The organism is uncultured Ruegeria sp. (assembly GCF_947504215.1).
In the GTDB taxonomy this organism is placed as follows: Bacteria; Pseudomonadota; Alphaproteobacteria; order Rhodobacterales; family Rhodobacteraceae; genus Ruegeria.
Genome location: NZ_CANNGO010000006.1, coordinates 94,290 through 121,101 on the forward strand (window position 1 = coordinate 94,290; position 26,812 = coordinate 121,101).

Below are 26,812 nucleotides of genomic sequence, written 5' to 3' on the forward strand. Positions count from 1 at the left end.
GACTAAGAGGACCGGATAATGAAGCTGTCGACCAAAGGACGTTACGCCATGGTGGCGTTGGCAGATATTGCTTTGCAGTCCACTGACAGGCTGGTCACACTGGGTGAAATCTCCGAGCGTCAGGATATCTCACTTCCTTACCTGGAGCAGCTGTTCGTCAAGCTTCGGCGGGCCGAACTTGTCGCATCTGTGCGCGGTCCGGGTGGCGGCTATCGTCTGGCGCGCCCGGCGTCTGAGATTCGTGTGGTTGAAATCCTCAGCGCGGTGGACGAAACGGTTGACGCATTGCAAAAGGGGGCCGGGGCGTCTGGCGCGTCTTCAGGCAGCCGTGCGCAGTCTTTGACCAACCGGCTTTGGGAAGGCCTTAGCGCTCATGTGTATGTGTTTTTGCACCAGACCCGTTTGTCCGACGTCATCAAGAACGATCTTGCGCCTTGTCCGGCAGTTCCGAACCTGTTCGCTGTTGTCGACGATTGATCTAACGGGTTTGAAAGCAACATCATGAGGATTGTTCGGGAAAAGATGTATCCATGACGCGTGTTTATCTGGATCACAACGCGACAACGCCTTTGCGGCCCGAAGCGCGCGACGCGATGATTGCGGCGATGGATGTCTGCGGCAACCCGTCCTCGGTCCACGCCGAAGGGCGCGCGGCTAAAGCCCTGATCGAGCGGGCCCGTGCTCAGGTTGCCAACGCATTTGGCGCTGATGGCGCCGACATTGTCTTCACATCCGGTTCCACCGAGGGTGCTGCATTGACGATGGCAGGTCGCGATCTTCACGGCTCTGCAATTGAACATGACGCGGTAAGGGCTTGGACTATTGAAGATATCCAAGTTCAGAGCAGCGGTTTGGTTGTGGTCGATGATCCTACGAAAGCTACCCTGCAAGTGGCCAACTCCGAAACGGGCATTGTTCAATCACTGCCGTCCGGGCTGGCCGTGACTGACGCCACCCAAGCTTTCGGTAAGCTGCCGATCGCGTTCAACTGGCTCGGCGCTCAGATGGCTTTGATCTCGGCGCACAAACTTGGCGGCCCCAAAGGGGTCGGTGCAGTGGTCATGAATCGTGGTACGGACCTGGCGGCCCAGATCAAAGGCGGTGGGCAAGAGATGGGGCGTCGGTCGGGTACCGAAAATGTCATTGGAATAGCAGGGTTCGGGGCGGCAGCTGAGGCAGCGGTGCGTGGCTTGAACAATGGTGTTTGGGCGCAAGTTGAAGAATTTAGAAATATTCTAGAAAACGCTCTTGAGGCTGGAAATAAATCACCTATTTTTGTCGGGAAAGGTCAAAAACGCCTTCCGAACACGCTGTGTTTCGCATCCCCCGGTTGGAAGGGTGAAACACAGGTCATGCAGATGGATCTGTCGGGTTTTGCGGTCAGTGCGGGCTCTGCCTGTTCCAGCGGCAAAGTACGCGCCAGCGCGGTGTTGACTGCAATGGGATATGATGAGGTGACAGCAGCCAGCGCGATCCGCGTATCGCTGGGCCCTCGGACAACCGAAGAAGACGTGCTGCGTTTCGCCGAAACGTGGTTGGAAAAAGAGAAAAAGCATCGCGCGCGCGCCGCGTGATCTGACGGAGGGTAGAACATGGCCGCATTGGACCAGGCCCAGGTAAAAGAGGGTGTCGATCAGGAAACCGTGGATGCGGTTCGCGAAGTCGGAACCTATAAATATGGCTGGGACACCGATATCGAAATGGAATACGCGCCCAAGGGCGTGAATCCCGATATTGTGCGCCTGATCTCGGACAAGAACGAAGAGCCGGAATGGATGACCGAATGGCGTCTGGCCGCGTTCGAGCGTTGGACCAAGATGGACGAGCCCACTTGGGCGATGGTCCACTACCCGCCAATCGATTTTCAGGACCAGTATTATTACGCGCGCCCCAAGTCGATGGAAGAAAAGCCGAAATCGCTGGACGAAGTCGACCCTAAGCTTTTGGCAACTTACGAAAAGCTGGGTATCCCTCTGAAAGAACAGATGATTCTGGCAGGCGTCGAAGGTGCTGAAAACGCACCTGCCGAAGGGCGCAAAGTTGCTGTGGACGCGGTGTTTGACTCGGTATCCGTAGGGACGACTTTCCAGAAAGAGCTGAAAGAGGCCGGTGTCATCTTCTGTTCGATTTCTGAGGCGATCAAAGAACATCCTGAGCTGGTCAAAAAGTACCTCGGCACTGTCGTGCCGGTGTCAGACAACTTTTACGCCACACTGAATTCAGCCGTTTTCTCGGATGGATCCTTTGTCTACATCCCACCCGGCGTGCGCTGCCCGATGGAGCTAAGCACCTACTTCCGGATCAATGCGGAAAACACAGGTCAGTTCGAGCGGACGTTGATCATCGCCGACAAAGGCTCGTATGTGTCCTATCTGGAGGGGTGCACCGCGCCCCAGCGCGACACCGCACAGCTGCACGCCGCGGTGGTCGAAATCATCATCGAAGAAGACGCCGAGGTGAAGTATTCGACTGTTCAGAACTGGTTCCCCGGGGATGAGAACGGCAAGGGTGGTATCTATAACTTTGTGACCAAGCGCGCCGATTGTCGGGGCGATCGGTCCAAGGTGATGTGGACACAGGTTGAAACAGGCTCGGCTGTGACCTGGAAATACCCGTCCTGCATCCTGCGCGGCAATGAAAGCCAAGGTGAATTCTATTCGATCGCGATTGCCAACAACTATCAGCAGGCCGACACCGGCACCAAGATGGTTCATCTGGGCAAGAACACCAAATCACGGATCGTGTCCAAGGGGATCAGTGCGGGCAAGGCACAGAACACCTATCGCGGGCTGGTTTCGATGCACCCGAAGGCGAAAGACAGCCGCAACTATACCCAGTGTGACAGCCTTTTGATTGGCGACAAATGCGGAGCCCACACGGTGCCGTATATCGAGGTCAAAAACAACTCGAGCCGGGTGGAACACGAGGCGACGACCTCCAAAGTGGACGATGATCAACTGTTCTATTGTCGTCAGCGCGGCATGGACGAAGAAGAGGCTGTGGCCCTCGTGGTCAACGGGTTCTGCAAAGACGTGCTTCAGGCGCTGCCAATGGAATTTGCCATGGAAGCGCAACAGCTTGTCGCGATTAGTCTGGAAGGGTCTGTAGGCTAATGCCGGACAAGTCCCGCCAACGCATCCAAAGGGATGAAGTGCTGACCGCAATGGGTTATGCGCTTCCAGTGCTTGGTGGGTTGTTTGGCGTCGCTTACGTCAACATTAATCATATGGCCTTCATAAACCCGGTATGGGCGGTGGGTGGCGGAGTGACCCTGGGGTGGATTGCGTCGCGTATTCTCCGAAAGTTACTGGGATAGAAATTGAACGGAGCCCAAGTGCTCTGATGCTACACCAAAGGACAAATAAATGCTGGAAATCAAAAACCTGCACGTGAAACTTGAGGAAGAAGACAAGCAGATCCTCAAAGGCGTGGACCTGACCGTCGAGGCCGGTAAAGTGCATGCGATCATGGGGCCGAACGGATCGGGCAAGTCGACCCTCAGCTATGTGCTGTCAGGCCGTGACGGATACGAAGTCACCGAAGGTTCGGTAGATCTCAATGGTGAAGACCTGCTGGAGATGGAGCCTGAAGAGCGCGCCGCCGCCGGCATGTTCCTCGCCTTCCAGTATCCCGTCGAAATTCCGGGCGTCGGCAACATGACCTTCCTGCGCACCGCTGTGAACGCCCAGCGCAAAGCACGCGGGGAAGAGGAGATGTCAGCTGCTGACTTCCTCAAAGAAATCCGCGCCAAGGCCAAGTCTTTGAAAATCGACGCCGATATGCTGAAGCGCCCCGTCAATGTCGGGTTTTCTGGCGGTGAGAAGAAGCGGAACGAGATCCTGCAAATGGCAATGCTGGAACCCAAGCTCTGCATTCTGGACGAAACAGACTCCGGCCTTGATGTAGATGCGATGAAATTGGTTGCTGAAGGTGTAAACGCGCTGCGCGATCAGGGCAGGGGATTCCTTGTCATCACTCACTATCAGCGCTTGCTGGATCACATCAAACCGGATGTCGTGCACATCATGGCTGACGGAAAAATTGTCAAAACCGGCGGTCCCGAACTGGCGCTGGAAGTTGAAAACAACGGCTACTCTGACATTCTTGCCGAGGTGAACTAATGGCTGTCCCCGAGGTTAAACAATCAGCAACCGAGGCTCGATTGGCCACGTTGACGATGCCCGATGCCGGGTGCACCCGTGCTGCGCGCGAAGACGCTTTGGCGCGCGTGTTGGAAACGGGCCTGCCCGGACGTCGCGATGAGTATTGGAAATACACGCGCCCGGACACACTCATCACGTCTGATGCTATGCCGGCCGCAGTGTTGAAGGATGACGAGCCGCCGATTTTCGATAAGCTCGATCGACTGAAAATCGTTTTCGTCGATGGTGTGTTCAGCCCTAACGATTCGGATGACCTGTCTCTGGAAGGCGTCAGTATTGATCGCCTCGAAGATATCTGTTGCAAGGATATTCACTGGGCGAAAGAGCTATACGGTGTGCTTGAGGCTCGTGGTCAGGTTCCGGTGCAACGTCCTTTGGCGGCACTGAACACTGCTTTTGCGTCTGATGGAGTTGCCATCCACGTGACAGGTAAGCCATCCAAACCGATCAATCTGATCTACCGCCACGCGTCCCCAACATCGGACGCTATCCTACATCATGTAGTTCGCGTCGAAAGCGGAGCCGAAGCGACGATTCTGGAAACCGGCCCGGCTGCCTCCCGCTTTAACAAGTGTATGGAGATCGACGTGGCGGACAACGGCACATTGCATCACGTGCGCGCGCAGGGGCGCGATCATGAGCGGCGTGCAGCCACCCATATGTTCACCCGTCTGGGGCAGGAATCGGTCTACAAGTCATTCACCTTGACCGTGAACGGCGTGCTCACCCGGAACGAGCAGATTGTCGAACTGACCGGAGATGACGCTGTTGCTCACGTGGCGGGCGCTTGTGTCGGTGATGGTGATTTCCATCATGATGACACCGTGTTTGTCACTCACGATGCGGTGAACTGCGAAAGCCGGCAAGTCTTCAAGAAAGTGCTGCGCAACGGTGCGACCGGGGTTTTTCAGGGCAAGATTCTGGTCAAAGCAGGCGCTCAGAAAACTGACGGTTACCAGATCAGCCAGTCACTACTGTTGGATGATGACAGTCAGTTCCTGGCCAAGCCCGAGCTTGAGATCTATGCCGACGACGTGGCCTGTTCACACGGGTCGACATCCGGCGCGATTGACGAAACCGCTCTGTTCTACCTGCGGTCTCGTGGCGTGCCGACAAAGGACGCGACCAATATGCTGACCCTGGCCTTTTTGGCCGAGGCAGTAGACGAGATCGAAGACGGTTCCTTGGCCGAAGCCATTGTGAACCGTCTGGAAGGTTGGTTGGCGCGGCGCAGCTGATGCCGGTTTCGTCAGATATCGTGGCAACTTACCGGGGGCCGGGGCGCGTTGTGCGCCGGCTTCTGGATATGGGACCGCGCGAAGACCGGGCGCTGGCATTTGTCATGTCTTTTTGTCTGGTCGCGTTCATTGCGCAAATGCCGGGTCTGGCGCGTCGGGCGCATCTTGAAGGGCTGGAACTGAATATGCTTTTGGGCGGTGCCCTGTTGGGTTCCGTGTTCATATTACCGTTGTTCTTCTACCTATTGGCTCTGATCTCATATTGGGCGGCGCGACTGGTAGGTGGTCACGGAACAGCCTATGGCGCGCGTCTTGCTTTGTTTTGGGCTCTGTTGTCCTCGGCTCCGCTGGTATTGTTGAACGGGCTGGTTGCCGGGTTTATCGGTCCTGGGCCAACATTGACCCTGGTGGGCGGGGTTTGGGTTGCCGTATTTGTTTGGTTCTGGTTATCAGGCCTCAGGCAAGCACAAAGGGTTGCTGTATGAACACGGTCTTCTTCGGCAATCTGGCGGTGCTAACGCTGCGCAAACCAGCGGAAGCTGCGCGCCAGCTGTTGGCCCTGAAACCGGGACGCGAGGTCTTGTGGCTGGCGTTTTTCTTGGCTGTTGTTCTGAATTGCCTTGTGCAATTGGGCATCGACCTGTTCGTTTCGGTGCCTGACATTGATGCTCCGGACAGCGAAACACTGACCGAGACTGAATCGATTCCTTTAGTGTTGCTGAAATCGGCCGGAGCAATGATGTTGAGCATCGTGGCCTTTCTGTTCGTCGGCCGCCTTTTGGGCGGGACTGCGACGTTCGATGATATGATGGTTCTGACGATTTGGTTGCAGTTTCTGCAGATCGCTGCCCTGCTGATCACGCTGGTTCTAAGCATCACCTTTCCGTTTCTCATGCTGTTATTGCTGATGGCGACGGCGGTGCTCAGCCTGTACATCACACTGCATTTTTTGAACGAAGCGCATCAGTTCGGATCCTTGGGCAAGTCTTTTGCTGTCATCCTGCTGTCCGCTCTTGTTGCGGTGCCTTTCGTCCTCATGTTGACCCCAAGCGGGCCCGTCTAGGGAATAAGCCTATGTATGATGTGCAAAACATCCGTTCAGACTTTCCGATCCTGTCGCGTCAGGTGAACGGCAAGCCGCTGACTTACCTTGACAATGGGGCGTCGGCGCAGAAACCGCAGGTTGTGATCGATGCGGTGACCCGGGCGTATTCCGAAGAGTATTCAAACGTGCATCGTGGGCTGCATTATCTGTCCAATCTGGCCACTGAAAAATATGAGAATGTGCGTGGCAAAATCGCACATTTCCTTGGCGCACCCGACGAGGATGAAATAGTTCTGAATTCCGGTACGACGGAAGGGATCAATCTGGTCGCGTATGGCTGGGCCATGCCACGCCTGCAAGCAGGGGACGAGATCGTACTTAGCGTGATGGAGCATCACGCCAATATTGTCCCCTGGCATTTTTTGCGCGAACGGCAAGGCGTTGTCCTGAAATGGGTCGATGTGGATGCAGACGGCGGGTTGGACCCTCAGGCCGTGATCGATGCGATTGGACCCAAGACCAAATTGGTCGCCGTAACACATTGCTCGAACGTTCTTGGCACTGTTGTGGATGTGAAGGCCATTACCGACGGTGCGCATGCCAAAGGTGTTCCGGTTCTGGTCGATGGAAGCCAGGGTGCAGTTCATATGCCTGTGAACGTGCAGGACCTCGGTTGCGACTTCTATGCGATCACCGGGCACAAGCTTTACGGTCCCTCTGCGTCTGGTGCGATTTTCATCAAATCCGAACGTATGGCTGAGATGCGCCCGTTTATCGGTGGTGGCGACATGATCAAAGAGGTCAGCAAAGATCAGGTCATCTACAACGATCCGCCCATGAAGTTTGAAGCCGGAACGCCGGGTATTGTTCAAATCATCGGGTTGGGCGCGGCGCTGGACTACATGATGGAATTGGGGATGGAGAATATCGCAGCCCATGAGGCTGGGTTGCGGGACTACGCCATGCAGCGCCTTAAAGGATTGAACTGGTTACAGGTGCAGGGCATCCGACCTGACAAGGCTGCGATCTTCAGCTTCACACTGGACGGGGCAGGGCACGCGCATGATGTGTCTACTATTCTGGACAAGAAAGGTGTCGCAGTCCGGGCGGGTCATCACTGTGCAGGTCCGTTGATGGATCACCTAGGGCTGACCGCCACATGCCGCGCGAGTTTCGGTCTTTACAACACAACGGATGAGGTCGACACCCTGATCGAAGCACTCGAACTGGCCCATGATTTGTTCGCGTGAAGTGGACTAACCTGTCTAGGCGAAACCGATATGGGCGGCGAAGATTTGCAGTTGCACCCGGATCGGAACAAGGTTAGCTAACGGCCAAGGCACCTGTAGCTCAGCTGGATAGAGCGCTGCCCTCCGAAGGCAGAGGCCAGAGGTTCGAATCCTCTCAGGTGCGCCATTCAACAATCTTAAAAGTCGAAGAATTTTGCGAGTGCAACGGGTCTAACGCGCTGCCGTTCAGTCGCTGCGGGGCAATGTCTTGAGACTTTGGAGATGGAGTCTTTCACAAACAGAATACGGGACTATTGTGTTTGTTCTTTTCAGAAGGCGGGCAGTTTGCGGCACGTTGAAGAACGATCACGTGCTAGCCGAGCACGAATAAGGGCAGGATACTGAGGCTTTGTCGCGTTCGGGCTTAGCCGCGCCATGTGCGGACAACACCGCAGTCCATGTGAACAAAGTTCGAGCGGTAATACTGACCAACACCGCCAGCACGGCACGACATGGCTGCTTTGGCCATCTGAGAAACCGATCTGGACGCCAAACGCAAATCAGCCGCCTGACCCTGCATGTGCAACGAGTTGCGCGCTACGCGGCGGGATTTCGAACGCAGCATCGCGTTGGTCTGGGGTGAGCGATAGCCCGACAACAGCATATACGGCTCACTCGCGTCCAAAAGGTTATGTGAGGCGGCCATGATGTCGATAGTGCGCAGGTCCATGGACTTGCTCTGGTCAGTCCGCCAGTCACGCATGAAGTGGTTCACTTCCTTGACAGCGTCCTTGATATATTTGCCGTCCACCCAATATATCATATCAATCCGCTCGCCAGTGCGACCGGAATACATACGGATACGGCGAATATCGCCGCCACCGCGAAGAAAACCTGCTGCGTTGGAATAGGAAGGTGCTGCTGCGACCGCTGTGGCCGCGAATGCGCCCAATAGGGCACGCCGGGTCATTCCCGAGGTACTGCACTTGGTCATTTTTAGGTTCGTCCCGTACTGTTCCTGCCTGCACACGATGTTACGTGCGCGGTGTTAATTTATTCCCATCCCAGATGCGGAATTTATGGCACAATCAGATTCGGCCGCCAAGAAGTCTTTCAGAGGCATCTTTTCAAGGGGGAATTTTCGGCAGTTTTTTGCGCAAATGACACAGTGCGCCACAAAAATTTCTTAATTGGGTGTCGCGCAGCACGCAGCCGATGCAAACGCGCATCACGCGCGAGCGGAAGCTCTGAGGTAAGGAATTTGTGAATAGACAACAGGCGGGTCCGAAAACCATATTTGTCCGACGCAGCGACTATTGCTCAAGCTATTGAATAACCAAGGTCATCTCATGCTCTCTGTTTTTAGAACCAGTACCAGTGTTTTGCTAACCGCCTGTTTCGCGGCAACGGCCGCGATGGCTAACACCGCTTCGGACATCGCCCCCGATACTGCATTTCAGATGGCAGTTGCCGAACACACCCCGAATGCGACGGGGATCGCTGAGTTTTACAAAGGCAACGGATTTGCGCCGGTTTGGGTGGGGAATACGCAAGAACATGCCCAGCGCCGGGCTGCTTTGATCAAGTCCTTGTCAGAGATGCATCTGCACGGGTTGCCCGCCGCAGGATATGACGTTCAGGCGTTGATCGACCAGATGCAACAGGCTCGTTCGGTTCGGGATCTGGGCGCGGTCGAAGCGGAATTGACCCGGGTTTTTGTCGAATACGCAGATGATCTGTACTCGGGAGCTTTGCGCCCGGCCAGCATCGATGCTGGACTGGTGCGTAAAGTGGAACGGCGCAGTGCCACAGAGCACCTGCAACAGCTTAACACGCACGGGGCAGACTATCTGGATCAGGTTGCGCCACAGACGCTCCAGTATCGCTCCTTGATGAAGCAAAAAATGGCCCTGGAAGCGTTGGTTGATCAGGGCGGTTGGGGGTCTACAGTCCCGGTGACCAAACTGGAATACGGGGATACCGGATCCAGCGTGATCAAGCTGCGCAACCGGCTTGTGGCTATGGGCTATCTGAAACCAACGGCCAGCCCGGTCTATGACGACGCGGTTCTTGCTGCGGTTCAGGCGTTCCAAACGGCCCATGGACTGGCCGCCGATGGCGTTGCCGGAAACGGTACGATCACGGAACTCAACCAGCCTGCTTCCGAGCGGTTGAAAGCAGTGTATGTTGCCTTGGAACGCGAACGTTGGTTGCCACGTGAACGTGGCACACGTCATATTCTGGTCAATCAGGCCGATTTCTCGGCAAAGATCGTCGACGATGGGCAGGTCACGTTTGAGACTCGTGCTGTCATTGGCAAAAACACGCATGACCGTCGCAGCCCTGAATTCTCAGACGAGATGGAGCATATGGTGATCAACCCGAGCTGGTATGTTCCGCGCTCGATCATCACCAAGGAATACCTGCCAAAGCTTCAGTCCAATCCCAACGCTGTTGGCCATATTGAAATTACCGACCGACGCGGCCGCCAGGTCAATCGCGGTGCTGTGGACTTTACCCAATTCACGGCGCGCAATTTCCCGTTTGCGATGCGTCAGCCGCCCAGCAAACGGAATGCGTTGGGTTTGGTGAAGTTCATGTTCCCCAACAAGCACAACATCTATCTGCATGATACACCTCAGAAAAGTTTGTTTTCACGCGAAGTGCGGGCCTTTTCGCATGGCTGTATCCGACTGGCGCAACCGTTTGAGTTTGCTTACGCACTGCTTGCCAAGCAGGAAGAAGACCCCAAAGCGTTTTTCCATCGTATTCTGGGCACCGGAAAAGAGACCAAGGTCGAACTGGAGAACCCGGTTCCGGTGCATCTGATCTATCGCACGGCCTATATAGGGCCGAGAGGCGACGTACAGTATCGCCGCGACGTCTACAAACGCGATAGCAAGATTTGGCAAGCTCTTCAGAAGGCAGGGGTGGCCCTGCCGGACGTTCAGGGGTAATCACAGGGCGCAACTCCTGCCAAAAGGAAGCCCGCATGCAGTTTACCGTTCAGCAAATCGCCGAAGCCCTTGGGGCTGAGTGTCAGGGCGACACGGGTCTCACGATCATTCGGGCAGCCGAGCCGGGTGATGCGGGCCCGACGGATCTGGCGATGGCTATGGCGCCAAAATATGCTGAAGCGCTTTCAAACGGCGATGCGCGCGCGGCCGTGTTATGGGAAGGTGCCGACTGGCAGGCACTGGGTCTGTCCGCCGCAGTATTTGTACCGCGTCCTCGAATGGCGATGGCCGGGATCACCGCGATGCTCGACCGGGGGCAGGGGATTGAACCTGGCATCCACCCGTCTGCAGTGGTTGACCCAAAGGCTCAGATTGCCACGGACGTGTCCATCGGTCCGCTGACCGTTGTGGGCGCGCGCGCCCAAATTGGCGCGGGAGCGGTTATCGGAGCGCACTGCGTCATTGGTCTGGACGTGATCCTTGGCGAAAGCGCCGTTCTGCGCGAAATGGTCAGCATCGGGGCACGAGCCCGGATCGGGGACCGTTTTATCGCACAACCCGGTGCAAGGATCGGCGGGGACGGTTTCAGCTTTGTGACACCTGAAGTTTCGGGCGTCGAGAACGTCCGGAAAACGATGGGGGATCAAGGAGATGCGAAGGCACAGACCTGGTTGCGCATTCATTCGTTAGGTGCCGTAGAAATTGGCGATGATGTCGAAGTTGGGGCCAATTGCACCATCGACAACGGGACGATCCGTAACACATGTATTGGCAACGGCACCAAGCTGGATAACCTTGTTCACGTCGGACACAACACCCGCGTCGGCCAAGATTGCCTTCTATGTGGTCAGACAGGTGTTTCGGGGTCCGTCGAGATTGGCAATAACGTTGTTCTGGGCGGTCAAACCGGGGTCGTCGACAACATCTTTATTGGCAATGGCGTGATATCTGGCGGAGGCACCAAGATCCTGTCCAACGTTCCCGCAGGGCGTGTCATCATGGGTTACCCTGGCATCAAGATGGAAAGCCATACGGATATCTACAAGGCACAGCGCCGCTTGCCTCGGTTGGCACGTGACGTTGAGGCGTTGAAAAAGGCTGTTTTCAAACAGCCTCCGAGCGATTAAATCATCCTCAAACCGGCAATCAGGGGATCGACATGAGCATCAGCGACCGCGTCATCGCAATCATCGCAGAGCAGGCCTTGCTGGAGCCTTCGGATGTAACGCCTGAAAGCACGCTTGAAGATCTTGGGATCGACAGCATGGGGCTGGTCGAAAGCATTTTCTCTATCGAAGAAGAATTCGACATTTCTGTTCCGTTTAACGCAAATGAACCGCAAGCCAACGATTTTGATATTTCCAACGTTGCTGCGATCATCGCTGGGATCGAAAAGCTCGTGTCGGAAAAGGTCTGACGCAAAGTTATGAAACGTGTTGTTATTACCGGCGCCGGCACCATCAACTCGCTGGGCCATTCGGTCCCCGATACACTCGAGGCCATGCGCGAAGGGCGTTGTGGCATCTCCGAGCTTGAGTTTCGCGATGTCGAACGTCTGACCATCAAGATTGGTGGCCAGGTGCGCGGGTTCGAGGCCGAAGGCCGCTTCAACCGTCAGCAAATGACGCTGTATGATCGGTTCACGCAATTCACCCTGACCGCGGCGAAAGAAGCGATTGAGCAATCCGGGATCGAGTTCCACGGTGATATGGCCGCGAGGTCGGGCGTTGTTCTGGGGACAGCAGGTGGCGGCGTTTCGACATGGGATGACAATTACCGCTCGGTCTATGAGGACGGCAAAAACCGTGTGCACCCTTTTGTGGTGCCCAAACTGATGAACAACGCTGCTGCCAGCCATGTGTCGATGGAGCATAATCTAAAGGGGCCCAGCTTTACGGTTTCTACAGCGTGCGCGTCGTCAAACCACGCCATGGCATTGGCCTTTCAGATGGTGCGTAGCGGCGCGGCCCCTGCCATGATTACCGGCGGCGCTGAATCCATGCTGTGTTTCGGTGGGGTCAAAGCCTGGGAAGGGCTGCGGGTGATGTCCAAGGATGCCTGTCGCCCCTTTAGCGCCAATCGAAACGGAATGGTGCAGGGTGAGGGTGCCGGCATTTTTGTCTTCGAAGAATTTGAGCATGCGCGCGCACGCGGTGCTGAAATCCTGTGCGAGGTTGTTGGGTTTGCCATGTCATCGGATGCGGCGGATATCGTTATGCCCAGTAAACAAGGGGCGTCTCGGGCCATGGCCGGGGCCTTGGCTGATGCTGGGTTAAACGCGAGCGATGTAAGTTACATCAACGCACATGGGACGGGCACTGCAGCGAACGATAAGACAGAATGCGCCGCAGTTGCCGACGTTTTTGGCCCGCATGCAGATGATCTGATGATTTCGTCGACGAAATCTATGCATGGCCATTTGATCGGTGGCACCGGCGCCGTTGAGTTGCTGGCGTGCATCATGGCACTGCGGGACGGGATCATTGCGCCAACCATTGGCTACGAAGAACCCGATCCAGAATGTGCGCTGGACGTCGTGCCAAACGAATCCCGCGAGGTCAAAGTCGATGTTGCGATAAGCAATGCGTTTGCCTTCGGTGGGCTGAACGCGGTACTGGCTTTGAAGAAAGTGTGAAACCTGTGAAAGCCACCACCGCCAGGATCGTTAGCGGTGGGTGGTCTTGTTTCGAACGGATTTATCTGACGTTAACGTCCAGACCGTCAAACCCTGCGGTAAAGCCAGACAGAGACATGTCCATTTCCAGGACCTGATCGGGGAAACGTGCCGGAACCAGCGAGAATGTCGCCTTGCTGCCAGCCTTCATCGCGCTGAGGTCACCCTGGCTGAGGCCCAATTGCGCAACACACCCTACGGGAACACAGTGATGGTAGTTGTACAGTTTGCGTGGCGCACCATCGATTGACAGCGCCAACTGTGCCTGCAGCAGTGTTTCCAGCGGGACAATTACATTCGCCCAAGCCACGGCAGCGCCGCCTTCGGGCAGTTTACCGATGGAGACTTCGGCTATCGGCTCGCCTTGCGGACCGTTCAAGACTTGCACGATTGCACAGGGGTCTTCACCGTCCTCTGCTTTGATGCAGGACACGTCCCATTCACCTGATTTCTCTTTGACGAATTGCTCGCCGACGCGCGGACCGGATTCTCCAAGGTCCAGCTCGGTGCCAGTCTCGGCGTTTGGTGTCTCTTCGGTGGGTGTCGCTTCTTGCGCGCTGACTGCGCCACACATCAGAGCCGCAGCCACAGTGTTGAGCGAGAGGATGTTCTTGATCATGAATGCCTCGGGGTTTTGATGATTGATCTTTTTGTTTCGTCTAGCACCCTAATCACCTGGTGTCAGGCGCTAAGCTGTCGGTGGGTCGGAATTTGAACGATTTCTTGCCAAAAGGGTAGAACAACTGCCTTTCAGGACAAGAAAAAGGGAGCCGTTTGCACAGCTCCCTTTCCCGAATTTTTCTCCCCGTCGGACTGGCCGACTTAGTTATGCGCAAATCCTAAGGAAGGGGCACTCAGCGGTCAACTGCTAACCTGAACTTTTAACATACTCATCAGTTCACTTTAATGCCGGAAACTTGAAAAAAGCCGCGCCCGAAGGCACGGCCAGTCGACAGGGAGGAAGTTTGTCCCCCGCAGCATGCACCGCAAAGAGAACGACAAGACTATCGCAGTTAAAGGTTAACTTTGTATGCTGGGCATGGATCGGTGAAAGCGAAGGCAAAAGAACAGATGACAAAAGAATTGTTTATAGGCGGTGCAGGGCAGGAATACAGTCAGCCACAGGGGCTGTCCTTGAAGTACGCCAATCGTCACGGCCTGATTGCTGGCGCGACAGGCACCGGCAAGACCGTGACGCTTCAAATCCTGGCCGAGGGGTTCTCCAGCGCCGGTGTCCCGGTGTTTCTGTCTGACGTCAAAGGCGATTTGTCCGGGTTGGCCCTGGCGGGTAGCCAATCCCACAAACTGCATCAGGCGTTTTTGGATCGGGCCGAGCGCATCGGCTTCTCCGATTTCACTTACGAAGCCTTTCCGGTCACGTTTTGGGACCTATTCGGTGAGCAGGGGCATCCGGTGCGTACCACTGTTACCGAAATGGGACCATTGCTGTTGTCGCGATTGATGGAGTTGAGCGAGGCACAGGAAGGTATTCTGAACATCGCATTCCGTGTTGCCGACGAGGAAGGAATGCCGCTGTTGGACCTCAAGGATCTGCAGGCCCTTCTGGTTTGGATCGGCGAGAACCGGGCGCAGCTTTCGCTGCGCTATGGCAATGTGTCCACGGCATCGATCGGGGCGATACAGCGACGGTTGCTGGTGCTGGAAAACCAGGGCGGCACACGTCTGTTCGGCGAACCCGCTCTGGATCTGGCTGACCTTATGCGGACCGATGACGATGGGCGCGGGGTGGTCAACATTCTGGCGTCAGATCAATTGATGGGGTCACCACGCCTCTACGCGACCTTCTTGTTGTGGCTGCTGAGTGAGTTGTTCGAAGAACTGCCAGAGGTCGGCGACCCTGATAAGCCCAAGCTGGTGTTCTTTTTTGACGAAGCACATTTGTTATTTGATGACGCCCCCAAGGTGCTGGTGGACAAGGTCGAGCAAGTCGCGCGTCTTATCCGATCCAAAGGCGTCGGTGTCTATTTCATCACGCAGAATCCAGCAGATATTCCGGAAGATATCCTGGGGCAGTTGGGAAACCGCGTCCAACATGCGTTAAGGGCGTTCACAGCCCGCGACCGCAAGAACTTGCGCATGGCCGCCGAGACTTATCGCGAAAATCCAGCCTTCGACACCGAAGTTGCAATCCGCGAGGTCGGTGTTGGTGAGGCGGTTACATCGATGCTTCAGAAAAAGGGCGCACCGGGTATCGTCGAGCGCACTTTGATTCGCCCACCAGGGTCGCAACTGGGGCCAATTTCGGATGCAGAACGTCAGGCCATTTTGGGTGCATCGCCAATGGCGGCCAAATACGACACCGCGATTGACCGGAAATCCGCATTCGAAATACTTCAGGCCCGGGCGGAAGCGGCCGCAAAGGCTGCAGAGCGCGCCGAGGCAGATGAAGTAACGGAACAGCAGAGCCCTATGGAGCGTGAATACGCCTCGGCCCGCAGGTATTCCGGAGCTCGGGTGGGTCGATCCTCCTCGCGCGCAGTGCGCAAGAAGGACACATTTGCATCAGCCATGAGTTCGGCTGTTATCAAGGAACTGAAGGGAACAACCGGTCGCCGCATTGTTCGCGGCATCCTCGGAGGTTTGTTTCGTAGCCGGTAGAAGTTGGTGGCGGCGCGATCAAAAGCGCCGCATCCTCACTTCAGCTGGCGTTGACCTTCCTGTTTGCAGTAAGCGTCAGCTTCCGGCACCGACATTTTGTCAGCCGGGAAATCAATGGCACGATCCCAGGTAACGCGGTCCGGACGATAAAGTTGGCACGTGACCACGCCTTTGGGGGTCTGAACCTTGACCGGAGTCGTTTCCAGATCTTCCGGTGAAGGAATGCATGCTGTGAGTGCCGCAAGGACGGGCAGCAGCACAGTGGCTTTGGCGAGTGGTGTCTTCATGGGATACTTTTGCTCTTTTTAGTGAGTCTCAATGATCGTTACAGATCGGCTAAGCGTGTGTGAGTGAGTGCCGACAACACAACGCACCAAGTGGCCGGTGCGGTGTCCCCGTTTAGTCAGAAAATCGTTAAGAATCAAGAAACCGGGCTGTCCTACAGGCGCAGTTTCGCTGATCTACATGGTTTTTGCTCTATTTCTCGGGGATCAGGCCTCTTGGGCTAAATCTGAGAACAATCAACAGCACAAGGCCCATGGTGAACAGTCGCATATGCGCCGCGCTTTCGATCAGATGCACCTTAAGCACGCTACCATCCGGCATGCCCGAGGTGATCAGGTTCATGATCCAAAGCCCCATAGGCTCGACCTGCACCCAAAGGAACCAGATCAAAAATGCACCTAGTACTGCTCCGAAGTTGTTTCCTGATCCGCCGACGATAACCATCACCCAGACCAGAAACGTAAAGCGCAACGGGTTATAGGTCCCCGGCGTAAGTTGTCCGTCCAACGTCGTCATCATTGCCCCGGCAATACCGCAGATCGCTGAGCCCAGAACAAAGATCTGAAGATGGCGACGGGTGACATCCTTGCCCATCGCCTCAGCTGCAACCTCGTTGTCACGAATGGCACGCATCATTCGACCCCAGGGGCTTTTGAGCGCCATTTGTGCCATCCAAAGCAATACAAGCAACACAATCATGAACAGCAGCGAGTAGCCCAGCTTCACAGACAGTGTGGAAGCAATGACTGGGTCCAGACCAAACCAGTCAGCCCGTGCAATAAAGCTGGGGTCGTTTTGCAGTTCGACCTCATATCCGACCACCGGGGCCGGGCGGGGAATGCCGTAGACGTTCTTGACACCGCGCGCCAACCAATCCTCATTCTTCATGACTGCGATGACAATCTCGGCAATGCCAAGCGTGGCAATTGCCAGATAGTCCGAACGCAGACCCAGTGCCGTCTTGCCAATCAGCCATGCAGCCCCTGCAGCCAGCAGTCCACCTGCGGGCCAAGCCAACAGTACAGGCAGGTTCAGGCCACCGATGTTACCCGCAACTGCGGGATTGATGGCCTCGATCGCGACCGCGTTGGGATCAAAGACTGCACGATAGACAAAGAAACCAATGATGAGAATGGCGACGATGACCAGAGTTTGCGCGCGCCCCTTCGGCATTTTCTGCGCGGCCAGCACTGCGGCAACAACGGTTACTGCCCCCAGCAAAAGGGCCAACACAACACCGTAGCCACCCTGCGACCACGCCCCCGGAGTGGGAGGTGTCGACACCAAAACAACCGCCAATCCACCCAGCGCCACGAAACCCATGACACCGACATTGAACAAGCCGGCAAAACCCCACTGCAGATTCACGCCAATCGACATAATGGCCGAGATCAGGCCCATATTCAGGATCAGGATTGCAGAGTTCCAGCTTTGCGTGAAGCCAGTCAGCAGGATCAAACCCCCAACGACCGCGAAAAGCAGCGTATTTTTGACTGTCTCGGTCATACCGCTTTTCCTTTGAACAGGCCTGTGGGCTTAAACAGCAGCACGATCAGCAGGATGACAAAGCTGACGGCGAATTTGTAGTCGGTGGACAGAAGCTGCACCAATCCCGACGGTTCCAGATTTTCTGGAGCGACATAAGTCAGCACCTTTTTCCAGGCATAGGTGATCGTGACTTCGGAAAAGGCGATAATAAAGCCGCCGGCAATGGCACCAAGCGGGCTGCCCAAACCGCCGACAATCGCCGAGGCGAAGATCGGCAGCAGCAACTGGAAATAGACAAACGGCTTAAAGCTCTTGTCGAGGCCATAGAGCACACCGGCAGTTGTCGCCAAGGCCGCCACCAGGATCCAAGTGATCATCACCACGCGTTCCGGATTGATCCCCGACAACAGCGCCAGATCCTCGTTATCGGAATAGGCGCGCATGGATTTTCCGGTGCGGGTCTTGTTGAGGAACCAGAACAGGGCCGCAACTGCAGCAACGGCGACCACGACCGTAATGACCTGTGAAGTGCGGATCGCCAAGCCTTCGCTGAGCCCTGTCCAGGCCTTGAAATCCCGTGCTTTGATCAGGAACCGCGCGCCGTCCGAAAACCTTTGGTCATCCGGGCCTATGATGAACCGGACCAGGCCGTTCATGATGAACATCACCCCCATCGACACGATCACCAGTATGACCGGTTTGGCTTTTTGTTCTCGGTAAAAGCGATAAACGAACCGGTCAGTGATCAGCACCAGAAGGATACATCCCAAGATCGCAAAGGGTAGGGCGAGAAGAGCGGTCGGTAACGGACCAAAGCTGACGCCAGCGGCCTGCATACCCCATGTCACCAAGACGGCGATCATTGCACCAAAGGCCATCGTGTCGCCATGGGCAAAGTTGGAAAACCGCAGGATGCCATAGATCAAGGTGACACCCAGCGCCCCAAGTGCCAATTGACTGCCATAGGCAATCGCAGGCACGATCACAAAGTTCGAAAGCGCAACAAGCGCGTTTAGTAAGTCCATCAATTCTTCTCACTGTCCGGGTGCGGCTTTATGGCATAGCGTTGTGAGAAGACACAACATTTTGTGGCCTGTTTTTTGCCTTTATGACGCTGCAGTACAAGGTTTTGAACAGTTACGTTGCCGTTTCATCGCATGCGGGAAAACGCTGTCTGGCGGTCGCGTCCGCCAGACAAAGTTACTGCCTAAGCGTCGACCTGGATGCAGGTGCCGCGGTCGGTTCCAACATGGGGACCTTTGATCGAGAGGTCGTAGGTCATATCCTCGGTATGGATTACGAAAGTCACCACATTGCCGCCTTCGATATGAAGAAAGGTCATGTTGCCAACACCTTTCAAGATAGTCGCATCGCCTTCGATACTCTGTGTGGCGATGCGACCCTTGTCACCTTCCGCAGCTTGGTTCAGGCGCACTTCGCTTCCATCGCGATCTGACACGCAGACGAAGCGGCGTTCTTCTGCTGCTGCAGCCGTGGCGAGTAGGGCGGTCACGGCCACGCACATCCATTTTTTCATTGTTTGGTCCTGAATAGAGTTTTTCATTCAGAAGGTTCGCTGATTTCACGGAACCAAATCTGTTTGTCCGGGAAACCGTTTCCTTCACAGCGCCCGGCGCTAAACGCACAATGTGACCGGATTGCAGCCGAGGCGTGGAAATCTTGGGATGAGGGGTGAGTTTCTAAGGGCGTTTGATGCTGAGAACTGTCAGCTGGTCCTGTTGGAATAGGCGGTCAAGTGGTCGTCGGAACCAGGGCGACGTTAAAGAGCGCCACATGGGGGTTAAGGAAATCCATCCTACTTACCATACTCCGGACAGATCATCTTGATTGTTTCAAACCGCGCTTCGGCGCTGTTCCGTTTTATATACAGCCTGAACCAAAAGTTCTGATTCTCCCAAAGATCAACAACCTCGTCGTCGTTGCTTGCGTCCGCTTCGAACACAAAAGCATATGACTGTTCGTCGTATGGTGAGATCTGCTTGCCATAGAGCCAATCATTCAATCGGAATTCCATTGCTTCACCTGAAACGAAATCGAACTTGAACCAAATCGGGAGAGGGACAGGCACTCTCGAATAGCGCGCAAAGTCGACCCAAGCGATTTCATCCACTCTCTCAATAAGGTCGTATGGATTGTTCCCATTCTGCTCATTTATTGGTGCCATGAAGACCGTCGTTGTAACGATCAGTTCGCTTTTTTCGCGCGTCATTTTGCAGAGCTTTTGAGCGTCACATCTTTCAACAATTACACAATCATATTTCTCGAGCCCGCTTACAGGTCCAATAAATGCCATAGCTGTCCGGGGCAGAACGCTCAGAATTAGCGAGAAAATTGCCTTAATCATCCTCACCCCCCCAAGAAACTCTTCCGAACCTCCGGGTCCGCCAGCAATTCCTTGCCCGTTCCGCTATACGCATTCCGCCCCTGAACCAGCACATATCCCTTATCCGCGATCTCCAGCGCCTGCCGGGCGTTCTGTTCAACCATCAGGATCGGCAGCCCGGTGCGTGAAACCTCGATGATCCGGTCAAACAGTTCGTCCATTACGATTGGTGAGACACCGGCCGTCGGTTCGTCCAGCATCAGCACTTTGGGCTGGGTCATCAGTGCCCGGCCGACGGCGACCTGTTGGCGTTGGCCGCCCGACAGCTCTCCGGCTGCCTGGTTGCGTTTGTCGCGCAGGATCGGAAACAGTTCAAACACCTGCTCCATCGTCTCGGAAATGTCGTCACGACGGATGAATGCACCCATCTCGAGGTTTTCCTCGACCGTCATCGAGGTAAAGATATTCTGCGTCTGAGGCACAAACCCCATACCCCGGATCACACGATCTTGTGGCGTGAGGTTGGTGATATCCTCGCCATCCAACCGCACCGAGCCGGCGCGAACGTCCAGCATCCCGAATACGGCCTTCATTGCAGTTGACTTACCCGCGCCGTTGGGACCGACGATGACTGCGATTTCACCTTTATCAACTGCGATGGTGCAGTCATGCAGGATGTCCGGCCCTCTGCCGTACCCGCCTGTCATGGTGTCACCGATCAGGAAGGGGCCGCCTTCGACCTTGGAAACCGGGCCGCTTTTCGTGTGGGCGGGCGTCATTGTCCCGATTCCGGCGGTATTCGTGATCGAAGCGTCCTTGTTGCCGTGATCGTCCTGGTATGGGTTGTCGCTCATGCGCCAGCCTCCAGCTTGTCTTTGTTCTTCAGGCCAGTGCCAAGATAGGCCTCAATGACATGCTCATTTGCTTTGATCTCGTCGAGCGTGCCCTGAGCCAGCACCTTGCCTTCGGCCATGCAAATGACCGGGTCGCAGATCTTACCGATGAAATCCATGTCGTGTTCGATCACGACAAAGGTGTATCCGCGTTCTTTGTTCAGGCGCAGGATCGTGTCAGCGATGGTCATCAGCAGGGTGCGGTTCACACCGGCGCCGACCTCGTCCAGAAACACGATTTTGGCGTCGACCATCATGGTGCGGCCAAGTTCCAGCAGCTTTTTCTGCCCGCCGGAGACCTGACCGGCCTTATGATCGGCCAGATGTTCGATGGTCAGAAATTCCAGAACCTCGTCTGCTTTGGCTTTCAGTGCACGCTCTTCATCCGCGATCCGTTTGCGTCCGAACCAGGTGTTCCACAGCGATTCACCGGATTGCGCGCCGGGCACCATCATCAGGTTTTCGCGGCAGGACATTGATGAGAATTCGTGCGCGATCTGGAAGGTTCGCAGCAGGCCTTTATGAAACAGATCGTGTGGGGGCAGGCCAGTGATATCTTCGCCATCCATGAACACCCTGCCACTGGTGGGCGGCAAAACCCCGGCGATGACGTTGAACAGAGTGGTTTTTCCGGCCCCGTTTGGCCCGATCAGGCCAGTGATCGACCCTCGTTCGATTTCCAGCGATGCCCCATCCACCGCGTGAAATCCGCCGAAATGCTTGTGCACGTCTTCAACGACGATCATGTTTTCCCCTTGCCTCATCCCCGAAAAACAGGTGCGGCCTTTTGTCATTGAAACAGCCCAGGCACAAGGCCCGGGCTGCTTTGTTTTCGAGCTGTTTACTTCAGATCAACGGAAGCTGACGGTCTTGTTTTCACCGTCGGTCACTTCGATCTCGCGGTAGGAGCCCGCGCTTTCACCGGGGCCGATCAGCTCAACACCGGATGCTCCGACATAGTCGATCTCTTCGCCTGCTGCCAAAAGCTCCAGACCCTTGGCCAGTTCACCCGGATAGATTTTTTCACCTGGTGCGTTGGCCACATCCATGACTTTCGCGGCATAATCTGCAGGGGTTGTCGAACCTGCGGCCTGCATGGCTAGCATGAACAGCGCCGCTGCGTCGTAAGATTCAGGCGAATACGGAGATGATCCGTCAAAGCCTGCAGCTTCGGACAGGGCAAAGTACTTTTCAGCGCCTTCACCACCCGAACCCGCGATCTGACCGAACGAGCCGTTCAGGTCAGCGCCCACATTGGCAGGCAGCGAGTCACCGATCATCCCGCCGGGCAGACCGAATGTGTCGAACGCGCCGCTGTCCAGCGAGGATTGGATAATACCCAGACCACCTTGATCCAGATAACCCGCGACGACAAGAATGTCGCCTCCGGCCGAGGCCAGCGCTCCAACTTCGGCCGAGTAATCCGCCTTGCCGTCTTCATGCGCAGCCACGATGGTCACTTCGCCACCGGCAGCTTCGAACGAAGACTGGATCGCGTCGGCCAGACCTTTGCCATAGTCGTTGTTGGTGTAGGTCAGCGCGATAGAGTTGATGCCGCGATCTTGCAGGATGTCCGCCATCACCTGACCTTCACGCGCGTCCGAAGGCGCGGTGCGGAAGAACAGGCCATTGTCTTCCATGGTCGACAGACCGGGCGAGGTAGCAGAGGGTGAGATCATCACCATACCGTTCGGAATGGCGACATTCTGCAGAATCGCACCTGTCACACCCGAGCAGTCTCCGCCGATGATGCCAGCAACACCGTCGGCAATCATACGTTCGCCGTTCGATGTGGACAGACCGTTGTCGATACAACCCGTGTCTGCACGCATACCAACGACCGTGGCCCCATCAAGCAGTTTGCCCGATTCTGTAACTTCGGCGATTGCCATCTCGGCTCCTGAACCCATCGCGGGGGCCAGCGATTCGATCGGGCCGGTAAACCCGATCAGAATACCCAGTTTGACATCTTCGGCCATTGCGGCGCCCGCCAACAATGCGGTTGCTGCAGTTGCAGTAAGCAGCTTTTTCATATGGTTACTCCCTGATTTTATCTTCTTTCTGCGCACGACCCTAGGCAAGCTGCTCAAAAAAGAAAAGTCCTAACGAAAAAGTGCTTTTGCATACATTAATTCTATTTGTTTTGTTGGCGCTGCCGGGTTTCGGTGGTGTTTCAATACTTGGTGGAGGGCGAAGATGATCCGGCTTGTTGCGATTCTCATTTTGACTTGGGCGACCGGTACGGCCCATGCGGACACCTTGCAAACTGCGTCAGGCCCAGCCCGTGTCACGCAAATGTTGAAAGGTCTGGACACGCCGTGGGCCGTGGGCATTTTGCCGGACGGTAGTTTCCTGGTTACGGAACGCGACGGCGACCTGCTTTACGTCAGCAATGGCAAAACGCAGCCTGTGTCTGGCGTGCCCAAGGTTGCTGAATCGGGGCAGGGCGGCTTGCTAGATGTCACCGTCGCAGAGGATTTCAGCCAAAGCCGAGAGGTGTTTCTGTCCTTCTCTAAACCGCAAGCAGATGGGGCCGGAACGGCGGTGGCCGTGGCGCGGTTGTCTGAGAATGGGCAACGCCTGACAAATCTGCGCGTCATATTCGAGGCTATGCCCGGCGGAGCGGGTGGGCGGCACTTTGGCTCGCGCGTGGTCGAGGCCAGAGATGGCACACTGTTCATAACTCTCGGTGATCGGGGCGACAGGCCCTCTGCGCAGGACAGATCAAACCACATGGGTTCTGTCATTCGGATTACGCGTGACGGTTCAGTGCCTGCCGACAATCCATTTATAGGGCAGCCTGATATCCGTCCTGAAATCTGGTCCTTTGGTCATAGAAACCCGCAAGGCGCAGGGTTGGATTTAGATGGGCAACTGTGGGTGTCCGAACACGGTGCGAGGGGCGGGGATGAGGTTAACGCTATCCGCAAAGGATCAAACTACGGGTGGCCGGTGATCTCTTACGGTACCCATTATTCCGGGGAGAAGATCGGCGAGGGAACATCGCAAGCCGGGTTGGAACAGCCCGAACACTACTGGGACCCGTCTATCGCGCCATCGGGGTTGCTGGTGTATTCCGGCAAGCTGTGGCCCCAGTGGAGGGGTGACATCTTTGTCGGCTCGCTCAAGTTCGACTATATCGCGCACCTGGGGGGATCGCCGCTGCGCGAGGTTGAGCAGATCAAAGGGCCGGAAACCGAACGCGTTCGTGACATTGTCGAAGCTCCGGATGGATCAATCTGGTTTATATCGGTCGGGCAGGGCGCCGTGTATCGCATGACGCCCGGCTGAGACCTCAGACCGACAAACGCCCGCTTTGCGTTCCGCGTTCGCGGTAGGGCGTGGTGTTGTAATGCGCCCGGTAGCATTTCGAGAAATGGCTGGGTGAGGCAAAACCGCAGGCAAGTGCCACGTTGATTACGCTCATATCTGTCTGCATCAGCAGGTTGCGCGCCTTATGCAACCGCAGCTCCATATAGTAACGCTTGGGCGATCGGCTGAGGTACCGACGGAACAGCCGCTCAAGCTGTCGGGTGGACATGCCGACATCCTTGGCCAGAATCGAAGGCGAGATCGGCTCTTCGATGTTCTTTTCCATCATCAGGATAACCTGGCTGAGTTTGGGGTGACGCACACCAATGCGTGTTGGTGTCGACAGGCGCTGCGTGTCCTGGTCCGTACGGATCGAGGAATAAATCATCTGATCCGCGACTGCGTTTGCAAGATCTTCACCAAAATCATCGGCAATCAGTTTGAGCATCAGGTCGATCGATGAAGTCCCACCGGCTGTGGTCATGCGGTTTCCATCGATCAGAAACACCGATTTGGTCAGCTCAACGCTGTCGAACTCCTCGGCAAAACTGTCCGAATTTTCCCAATGGATCGTCGCGCGTTTGCCATCCAGCAACCCGGCTTTCGCCAATGTATAAGCCGCAGTGCACAGCCCACCAATCTTTAGCCCCTTGCGCGCTTCACGGCGCAACCAGTTCAATACGCGCTTGGTGGTAGCGGCCTGAACGTCTACGCCACCGCAGACCATTATAACCTGGTCGCGCTGTAGCTCGCCCAGGTCTGAATCCAGCTTAAACGTGGTTCCAGATGAACAGGATACGGTTTCTCCACCTTCTCCTGCCAGAGTCCATGTGTATATGGTGCGATCAGCCATACGGTTGGCGATGCGCAGGCTATCCAGAGCAGATGCAAAAGACAGCAACGAGAACTTGTCCAAAAGGACAAAAACAAAGCTAACTGGTTTATCCGTGCGGGCGTCCACAGTGACAACTTGGCGTTGCTCTTGCATGGCGATTTGTCCTTGAATTGGCGACGGCTGCACCTACGTCGCGTCTGAGTTGCCAGACACCATGCTCAAAGCTTCTTTACCACGTCAAGAGGTGCAAATCGGATATGGCCACTCTTCCCTGCTTTTTGTATAGAGACCACCTGAAATACATCAGCGGAGAACTAAGCTATGACTGAGTGGCAAAAAACGAGCTGGCGCAACAAGCCCCGGGTTCAGATGCCAGAGTATACCGACGCGGCCGCGCTGGCCAAAGTCGAGGCTCAGCTTTCACAGTATCCCCCGCTGGTCTTTGCCGGTGAGGCACGGCGTCTCAAGCAACATCTTGGTGCCGCTGGTCGCGGTGAGGCCTTTTTGCTGCAGGGTGGGGATTGCGCTGAAAGCTTTGAACAATTCAGCGCGGATGCGATCCGCGATACGTTCAAGGTGATGCTGCAGATGGCCATGGTTTTGACCTATGGAGCCAAGGTTCCGGTGGTGAAAGTGGGTCGCATGGCCGGCCAATTCGCCAAACCTCGCAGCGCGCCGACCGAGGTTATCGACGGCGTAGAACTGCCCAGCTACCGTGGCGATATCATCAACGAACTGGCCTTCACGCCCGAATCCCGGATTCCGAATCCTCAGAAAATGCTGCAGGCCTACACGCAGGCCGCCGCGACTCTGAACCTGTTGCGCGCGTTTTCGACCGGTGGTTTTGCGGATATGAGCATGGTGCATTCGTGGACGCTGGGCTTTACCGATGAACAGGACGTTCAGAAGTATTCTGAAATTGCCGACCGAATTCAGGACACCATCGACTTCATGGGTGCGGCGGGGATTACCGCAGATACAACGCATGAGTTCTCGACCGTCGAATTCTACACAAGCCATGAAGGGCTGTTGCTGGAGTATGAAGAGGCGCTGACACGTTTGGATTCCACCTCGGGCAACTGGCTGGCCGGGTCCGGGCACATGATCTGGATCGGTGATCGCACCCGTCAACCCGATGGGGCACATGTCGAGTTCTGCCGCGGGGTTCAAAACCCCATCGGCCTGAAATGCGGCCCGACCACCTCGGCCGAAGACCTCAAGGTTTTGATGTCCAAGCTGAACCCGGAAAACGAAGAGGGTCGCCTGACCCTGATCGCGCGTTTTGGCGCTGGCAAAGCAGGTGAGCATCTGCCGCGTCTGGTCAAGGCCGTGAAAGAAGAAGGCGCCAATGTCACTTGGGTTTGTGATCCGATGCATGGCAACACCATCAAGTCGGCGACAGGCTACAAAACCCGGCCCTTCGATTCGGTATTGCGCGAAGTGCGCGACTTCTTTGGTGTTCATCAGGCCGAAGGCACCATTCCCGGCGGCGTGCACTTCGAGATGACCGGTCTGGATGTCACGGAATGCACCGGTGGCGTGCGTGCAGTGACCGAAGAGGATCTGTCCGACCGCTATCATACCGCATGCGATCCACGCCTGAATGCGTCTCAGGCGTTGGAGCTGGCCTTCCTTGTTGCTGAAGAACTGACCAATTTGCGTCGCGATCGTTCAAAGCGCCAAGCAAGCTAAGACATCTACGAGTTATCGGGAAGCGGCGGGTTATTGAT

The 26,812-nt window shown here is 55.8% G+C and carries 27 protein-coding genes and 1 tRNA gene; 17 read left to right on the plus strand and 11 right to left on the minus strand.

The genetic code is table 11. The features are described 5' to 3' along the window. The first annotated feature begins 18 nt into the window (after positions 1 to 18). From Q1B21_RS12750 to Q1B21_RS12795, 10 genes are all read left to right on the plus strand, one after another. Positions 19 to 477 carry an Rrf2 family transcriptional regulator gene (locus Q1B21_RS12750; RefSeq protein WP_299075454.1) on the plus strand — a complete coding sequence of 153 codons (459 nt, stop codon included), beginning with the start codon at positions 19 to 21 and terminating at the stop codon, positions 475 to 477. 53 nt (positions 478 to 530) lie between these two features. Continuing rightward, positions 531 to 1,574 carry a cysteine desulfurase family protein gene (locus Q1B21_RS12755; RefSeq protein WP_299889844.1) on the plus strand — a complete coding sequence of 348 codons (1,044 nt, stop codon included), beginning with the start codon at positions 531 to 533 and terminating at the stop codon, positions 1,572 to 1,574. Positions 1,575 to 1,592: 18 nt separating this feature from the next. After that, positions 1,593 to 3,113 carry a Fe-S cluster assembly protein SufB gene (gene sufB, locus Q1B21_RS12760; RefSeq protein ID WP_298935431.1) on the plus strand — a complete coding sequence of 507 codons (1,521 nt, stop codon included), beginning with the start codon at positions 1,593 to 1,595 and terminating at the stop codon, positions 3,111 to 3,113. Further along, positions 3,113 to 3,316 (plus strand): hypothetical protein, encoded by a 204-nt coding sequence (locus Q1B21_RS12765; protein ID WP_299889847.1) that lies wholly within the window; start codon positions 3,113 to 3,115, stop codon positions 3,314 to 3,316. Before sufB ends, Q1B21_RS12765 begins: the two co-directional genes overlap by 1 nt. 49 nt (positions 3,317 to 3,365) lie before the next feature. Continuing rightward, positions 3,366 to 4,121, plus strand: coding sequence for a Fe-S cluster assembly ATPase SufC (gene sufC, locus Q1B21_RS12770; protein ID WP_298935433.1), 756 nt, complete (start codon positions 3,366 to 3,368; stop codon positions 4,119 to 4,121). Next, a complete protein-coding gene (locus Q1B21_RS12775; RefSeq protein WP_298935434.1) occupies positions 4,121 to 5,401 on the plus strand; it encodes a SufD family Fe-S cluster assembly protein in 1,281 nt (426 codons plus the stop codon). The genes sufC and Q1B21_RS12775 overlap by 1 nt, the downstream gene beginning before the upstream one ends. Next, the gene (locus Q1B21_RS12780) at positions 5,401 to 5,886 is read left to right on the plus strand and encodes a YIP1 family protein (protein ID WP_298935435.1); all 486 of its coding nucleotides are present in this window, start codon (positions 5,401 to 5,403) and stop codon (positions 5,884 to 5,886) included. Before Q1B21_RS12775 ends, Q1B21_RS12780 begins: the two co-directional genes overlap by 1 nt. Continuing rightward, positions 5,883 to 6,464, plus strand: a complete 582-nt coding sequence (locus tag Q1B21_RS12785; RefSeq protein ID WP_299889850.1) for a Yip1 family protein — start codon at positions 5,883 to 5,885, stop codon at positions 6,462 to 6,464. Before Q1B21_RS12780 ends, Q1B21_RS12785 begins: the two co-directional genes overlap by 4 nt. A gap of 11 nt (positions 6,465 to 6,475) precedes the next feature. Then, on the plus strand, positions 6,476 to 7,696 hold the full coding sequence (locus tag Q1B21_RS12790) for a cysteine desulfurase (RefSeq protein ID WP_299889852.1): 1,221 nt from the start codon (positions 6,476 to 6,478) through the stop codon (positions 7,694 to 7,696). Between the two features lie 89 nt (positions 7,697 to 7,785). After that, positions 7,786 to 7,862: transfer RNA gene (locus Q1B21_RS12795), tRNA-Arg, on the plus strand. A gap of 237 nt (positions 7,863 to 8,099) precedes the next feature. Here Q1B21_RS12795 and Q1B21_RS12800 read toward each other — a convergent pair. Further along, positions 8,100 to 8,669: a DUF882 domain-containing protein gene (locus Q1B21_RS12800; RefSeq protein WP_298935438.1), complete on the minus strand. Its 570-nt coding sequence runs from the start codon at positions 8,667 to 8,669 to the stop codon at positions 8,100 to 8,102. Positions 8,670 to 9,090: 421 nt separating this feature from the next. Here Q1B21_RS12800 and Q1B21_RS12805 point away from each other — a divergent pair, with 421 nt between their 5' ends. From Q1B21_RS12805 to Q1B21_RS12820, 4 genes are read left to right on the plus strand one after another with little or no spacing between them, the layout of a single operon-like run. Beyond that, positions 9,091 to 10,632, plus strand: coding sequence for a L,D-transpeptidase family protein (locus Q1B21_RS12805; protein ID WP_299889854.1), 1,542 nt, complete (start codon positions 9,091 to 9,093; stop codon positions 10,630 to 10,632). Between the two features lie 35 nt (positions 10,633 to 10,667). Then, positions 10,668 to 11,759: a UDP-3-O-(3-hydroxymyristoyl)glucosamine N-acyltransferase gene (lpxD, locus tag Q1B21_RS12810; RefSeq protein WP_299889856.1), complete on the plus strand. Its 1,092-nt coding sequence runs from the start codon at positions 10,668 to 10,670 to the stop codon at positions 11,757 to 11,759. A gap of 32 nt (positions 11,760 to 11,791) precedes the next feature. After that, a complete protein-coding gene (locus Q1B21_RS12815; protein ID WP_298935442.1) occupies positions 11,792 to 12,049 on the plus strand; it encodes an acyl carrier protein in 258 nt (85 codons plus the stop codon). Between the two features lie 9 nt (positions 12,050 to 12,058). Further along, complete coding sequence (locus Q1B21_RS12820) at positions 12,059 to 13,267, plus strand: beta-ketoacyl synthase (protein ID WP_298935443.1); 1,209 nt, start codon at positions 12,059 to 12,061, stop codon at positions 13,265 to 13,267. Positions 13,268 to 13,328: 61 nt separating this feature from the next. On the opposite strand, the gene Q1B21_RS12825 is transcribed toward Q1B21_RS12820, so the two are convergent. Then, positions 13,329 to 13,925 carry an invasion associated locus B family protein gene (locus Q1B21_RS12825; protein WP_299889858.1) on the minus strand — a complete coding sequence of 199 codons (597 nt, stop codon included), beginning with the start codon at positions 13,923 to 13,925 and terminating at the stop codon, positions 13,329 to 13,331. Positions 13,926 to 14,377: 452 nt separating this feature from the next. On the opposite strand from Q1B21_RS12825, the gene Q1B21_RS12830 reads away from it, so the two are divergent. Next, positions 14,378 to 15,925: a helicase HerA-like domain-containing protein gene (locus Q1B21_RS12830; RefSeq protein WP_299889860.1), complete on the plus strand. Its 1,548-nt coding sequence runs from the start codon at positions 14,378 to 14,380 to the stop codon at positions 15,923 to 15,925. A 35-nt stretch (positions 15,926 to 15,960) separates the two neighbouring features. On the opposite strand, the gene Q1B21_RS12835 is transcribed toward Q1B21_RS12830, so the two are convergent. The 8 genes from Q1B21_RS12835 to Q1B21_RS12870 form a co-directional block, all read right to left on the minus strand. After that, positions 15,961 to 16,212 carry a hypothetical protein gene (locus tag Q1B21_RS12835; protein WP_298935446.1) on the minus strand — a complete coding sequence of 84 codons (252 nt, stop codon included), beginning with the start codon at positions 16,210 to 16,212 and terminating at the stop codon, positions 15,961 to 15,963. Positions 16,213 to 16,402: 190 nt separating this feature from the next. Next, positions 16,403 to 17,716, minus strand: coding sequence for a branched-chain amino acid ABC transporter permease (locus tag Q1B21_RS12840; protein WP_299889861.1), 1,314 nt, complete (start codon positions 17,714 to 17,716; stop codon positions 16,403 to 16,405). Further along, on the minus strand, positions 17,713 to 18,723 hold the full coding sequence (locus Q1B21_RS12845; RefSeq protein ID WP_298935448.1) for a branched-chain amino acid ABC transporter permease: 1,011 nt from the start codon (positions 18,721 to 18,723) through the stop codon (positions 17,713 to 17,715). The genes Q1B21_RS12840 and Q1B21_RS12845 overlap by 4 nt, the downstream gene beginning before the upstream one ends. 182 nt (positions 18,724 to 18,905) lie before the next feature. Beyond that, positions 18,906 to 19,235: a hypothetical protein gene (locus Q1B21_RS12850; protein WP_299889863.1), complete on the minus strand. Its 330-nt coding sequence runs from the start codon at positions 19,233 to 19,235 to the stop codon at positions 18,906 to 18,908. A gap of 279 nt (positions 19,236 to 19,514) precedes the next feature. Further along, positions 19,515 to 20,063 carry a hypothetical protein gene (locus Q1B21_RS12855; RefSeq protein WP_299889865.1) on the minus strand — a complete coding sequence of 183 codons (549 nt, stop codon included), beginning with the start codon at positions 20,061 to 20,063 and terminating at the stop codon, positions 19,515 to 19,517. Positions 20,064 to 20,065: 2 nt separating this feature from the next. After that, positions 20,066 to 20,896, minus strand: coding sequence for an ABC transporter ATP-binding protein (locus Q1B21_RS12860; RefSeq protein ID WP_298935453.1), 831 nt, complete (start codon positions 20,894 to 20,896; stop codon positions 20,066 to 20,068). Beyond that, complete coding sequence (locus Q1B21_RS12865) at positions 20,893 to 21,681, minus strand: ABC transporter ATP-binding protein (protein ID WP_299889867.1); 789 nt, start codon at positions 21,679 to 21,681, stop codon at positions 20,893 to 20,895. Before Q1B21_RS12865 ends, Q1B21_RS12860 begins: the two co-directional genes overlap by 4 nt. A 105-nt stretch (positions 21,682 to 21,786) precedes the next feature. Then, entirely contained in the window at positions 21,787 to 22,968 is a 1,182-nt protein-coding gene (locus tag Q1B21_RS12870; RefSeq protein WP_298935456.1) for an ABC transporter substrate-binding protein, read from the minus strand. Positions 22,969 to 23,131: 163 nt separating this feature from the next. Here Q1B21_RS12870 and Q1B21_RS12875 point away from each other — a divergent pair, with 163 nt between their 5' ends. Then, complete coding sequence (locus Q1B21_RS12875; protein WP_299889869.1) at positions 23,132 to 24,226, plus strand: PQQ-dependent sugar dehydrogenase; 1,095 nt, start codon at positions 23,132 to 23,134, stop codon at positions 24,224 to 24,226. A 4-nt stretch (positions 24,227 to 24,230) separates the two neighbouring features. Here the strand turns inward: Q1B21_RS12875 and Q1B21_RS12880 are convergent, their stop codons facing one another. Beyond that, entirely contained in the window at positions 24,231 to 25,235 is a 1,005-nt protein-coding gene (locus tag Q1B21_RS12880) for a GlxA family transcriptional regulator (protein WP_298935458.1), read from the minus strand. A gap of 168 nt (positions 25,236 to 25,403) precedes the next feature. Here Q1B21_RS12880 and Q1B21_RS12885 point away from each other — a divergent pair, with 168 nt between their 5' ends. Next, positions 25,404 to 26,774, plus strand: coding sequence for a class II 3-deoxy-7-phosphoheptulonate synthase (locus Q1B21_RS12885; protein WP_299075399.1), 1,371 nt, complete (start codon positions 25,404 to 25,406; stop codon positions 26,772 to 26,774). Positions 26,775 to 26,812: the final 38 nt, after the last annotated feature.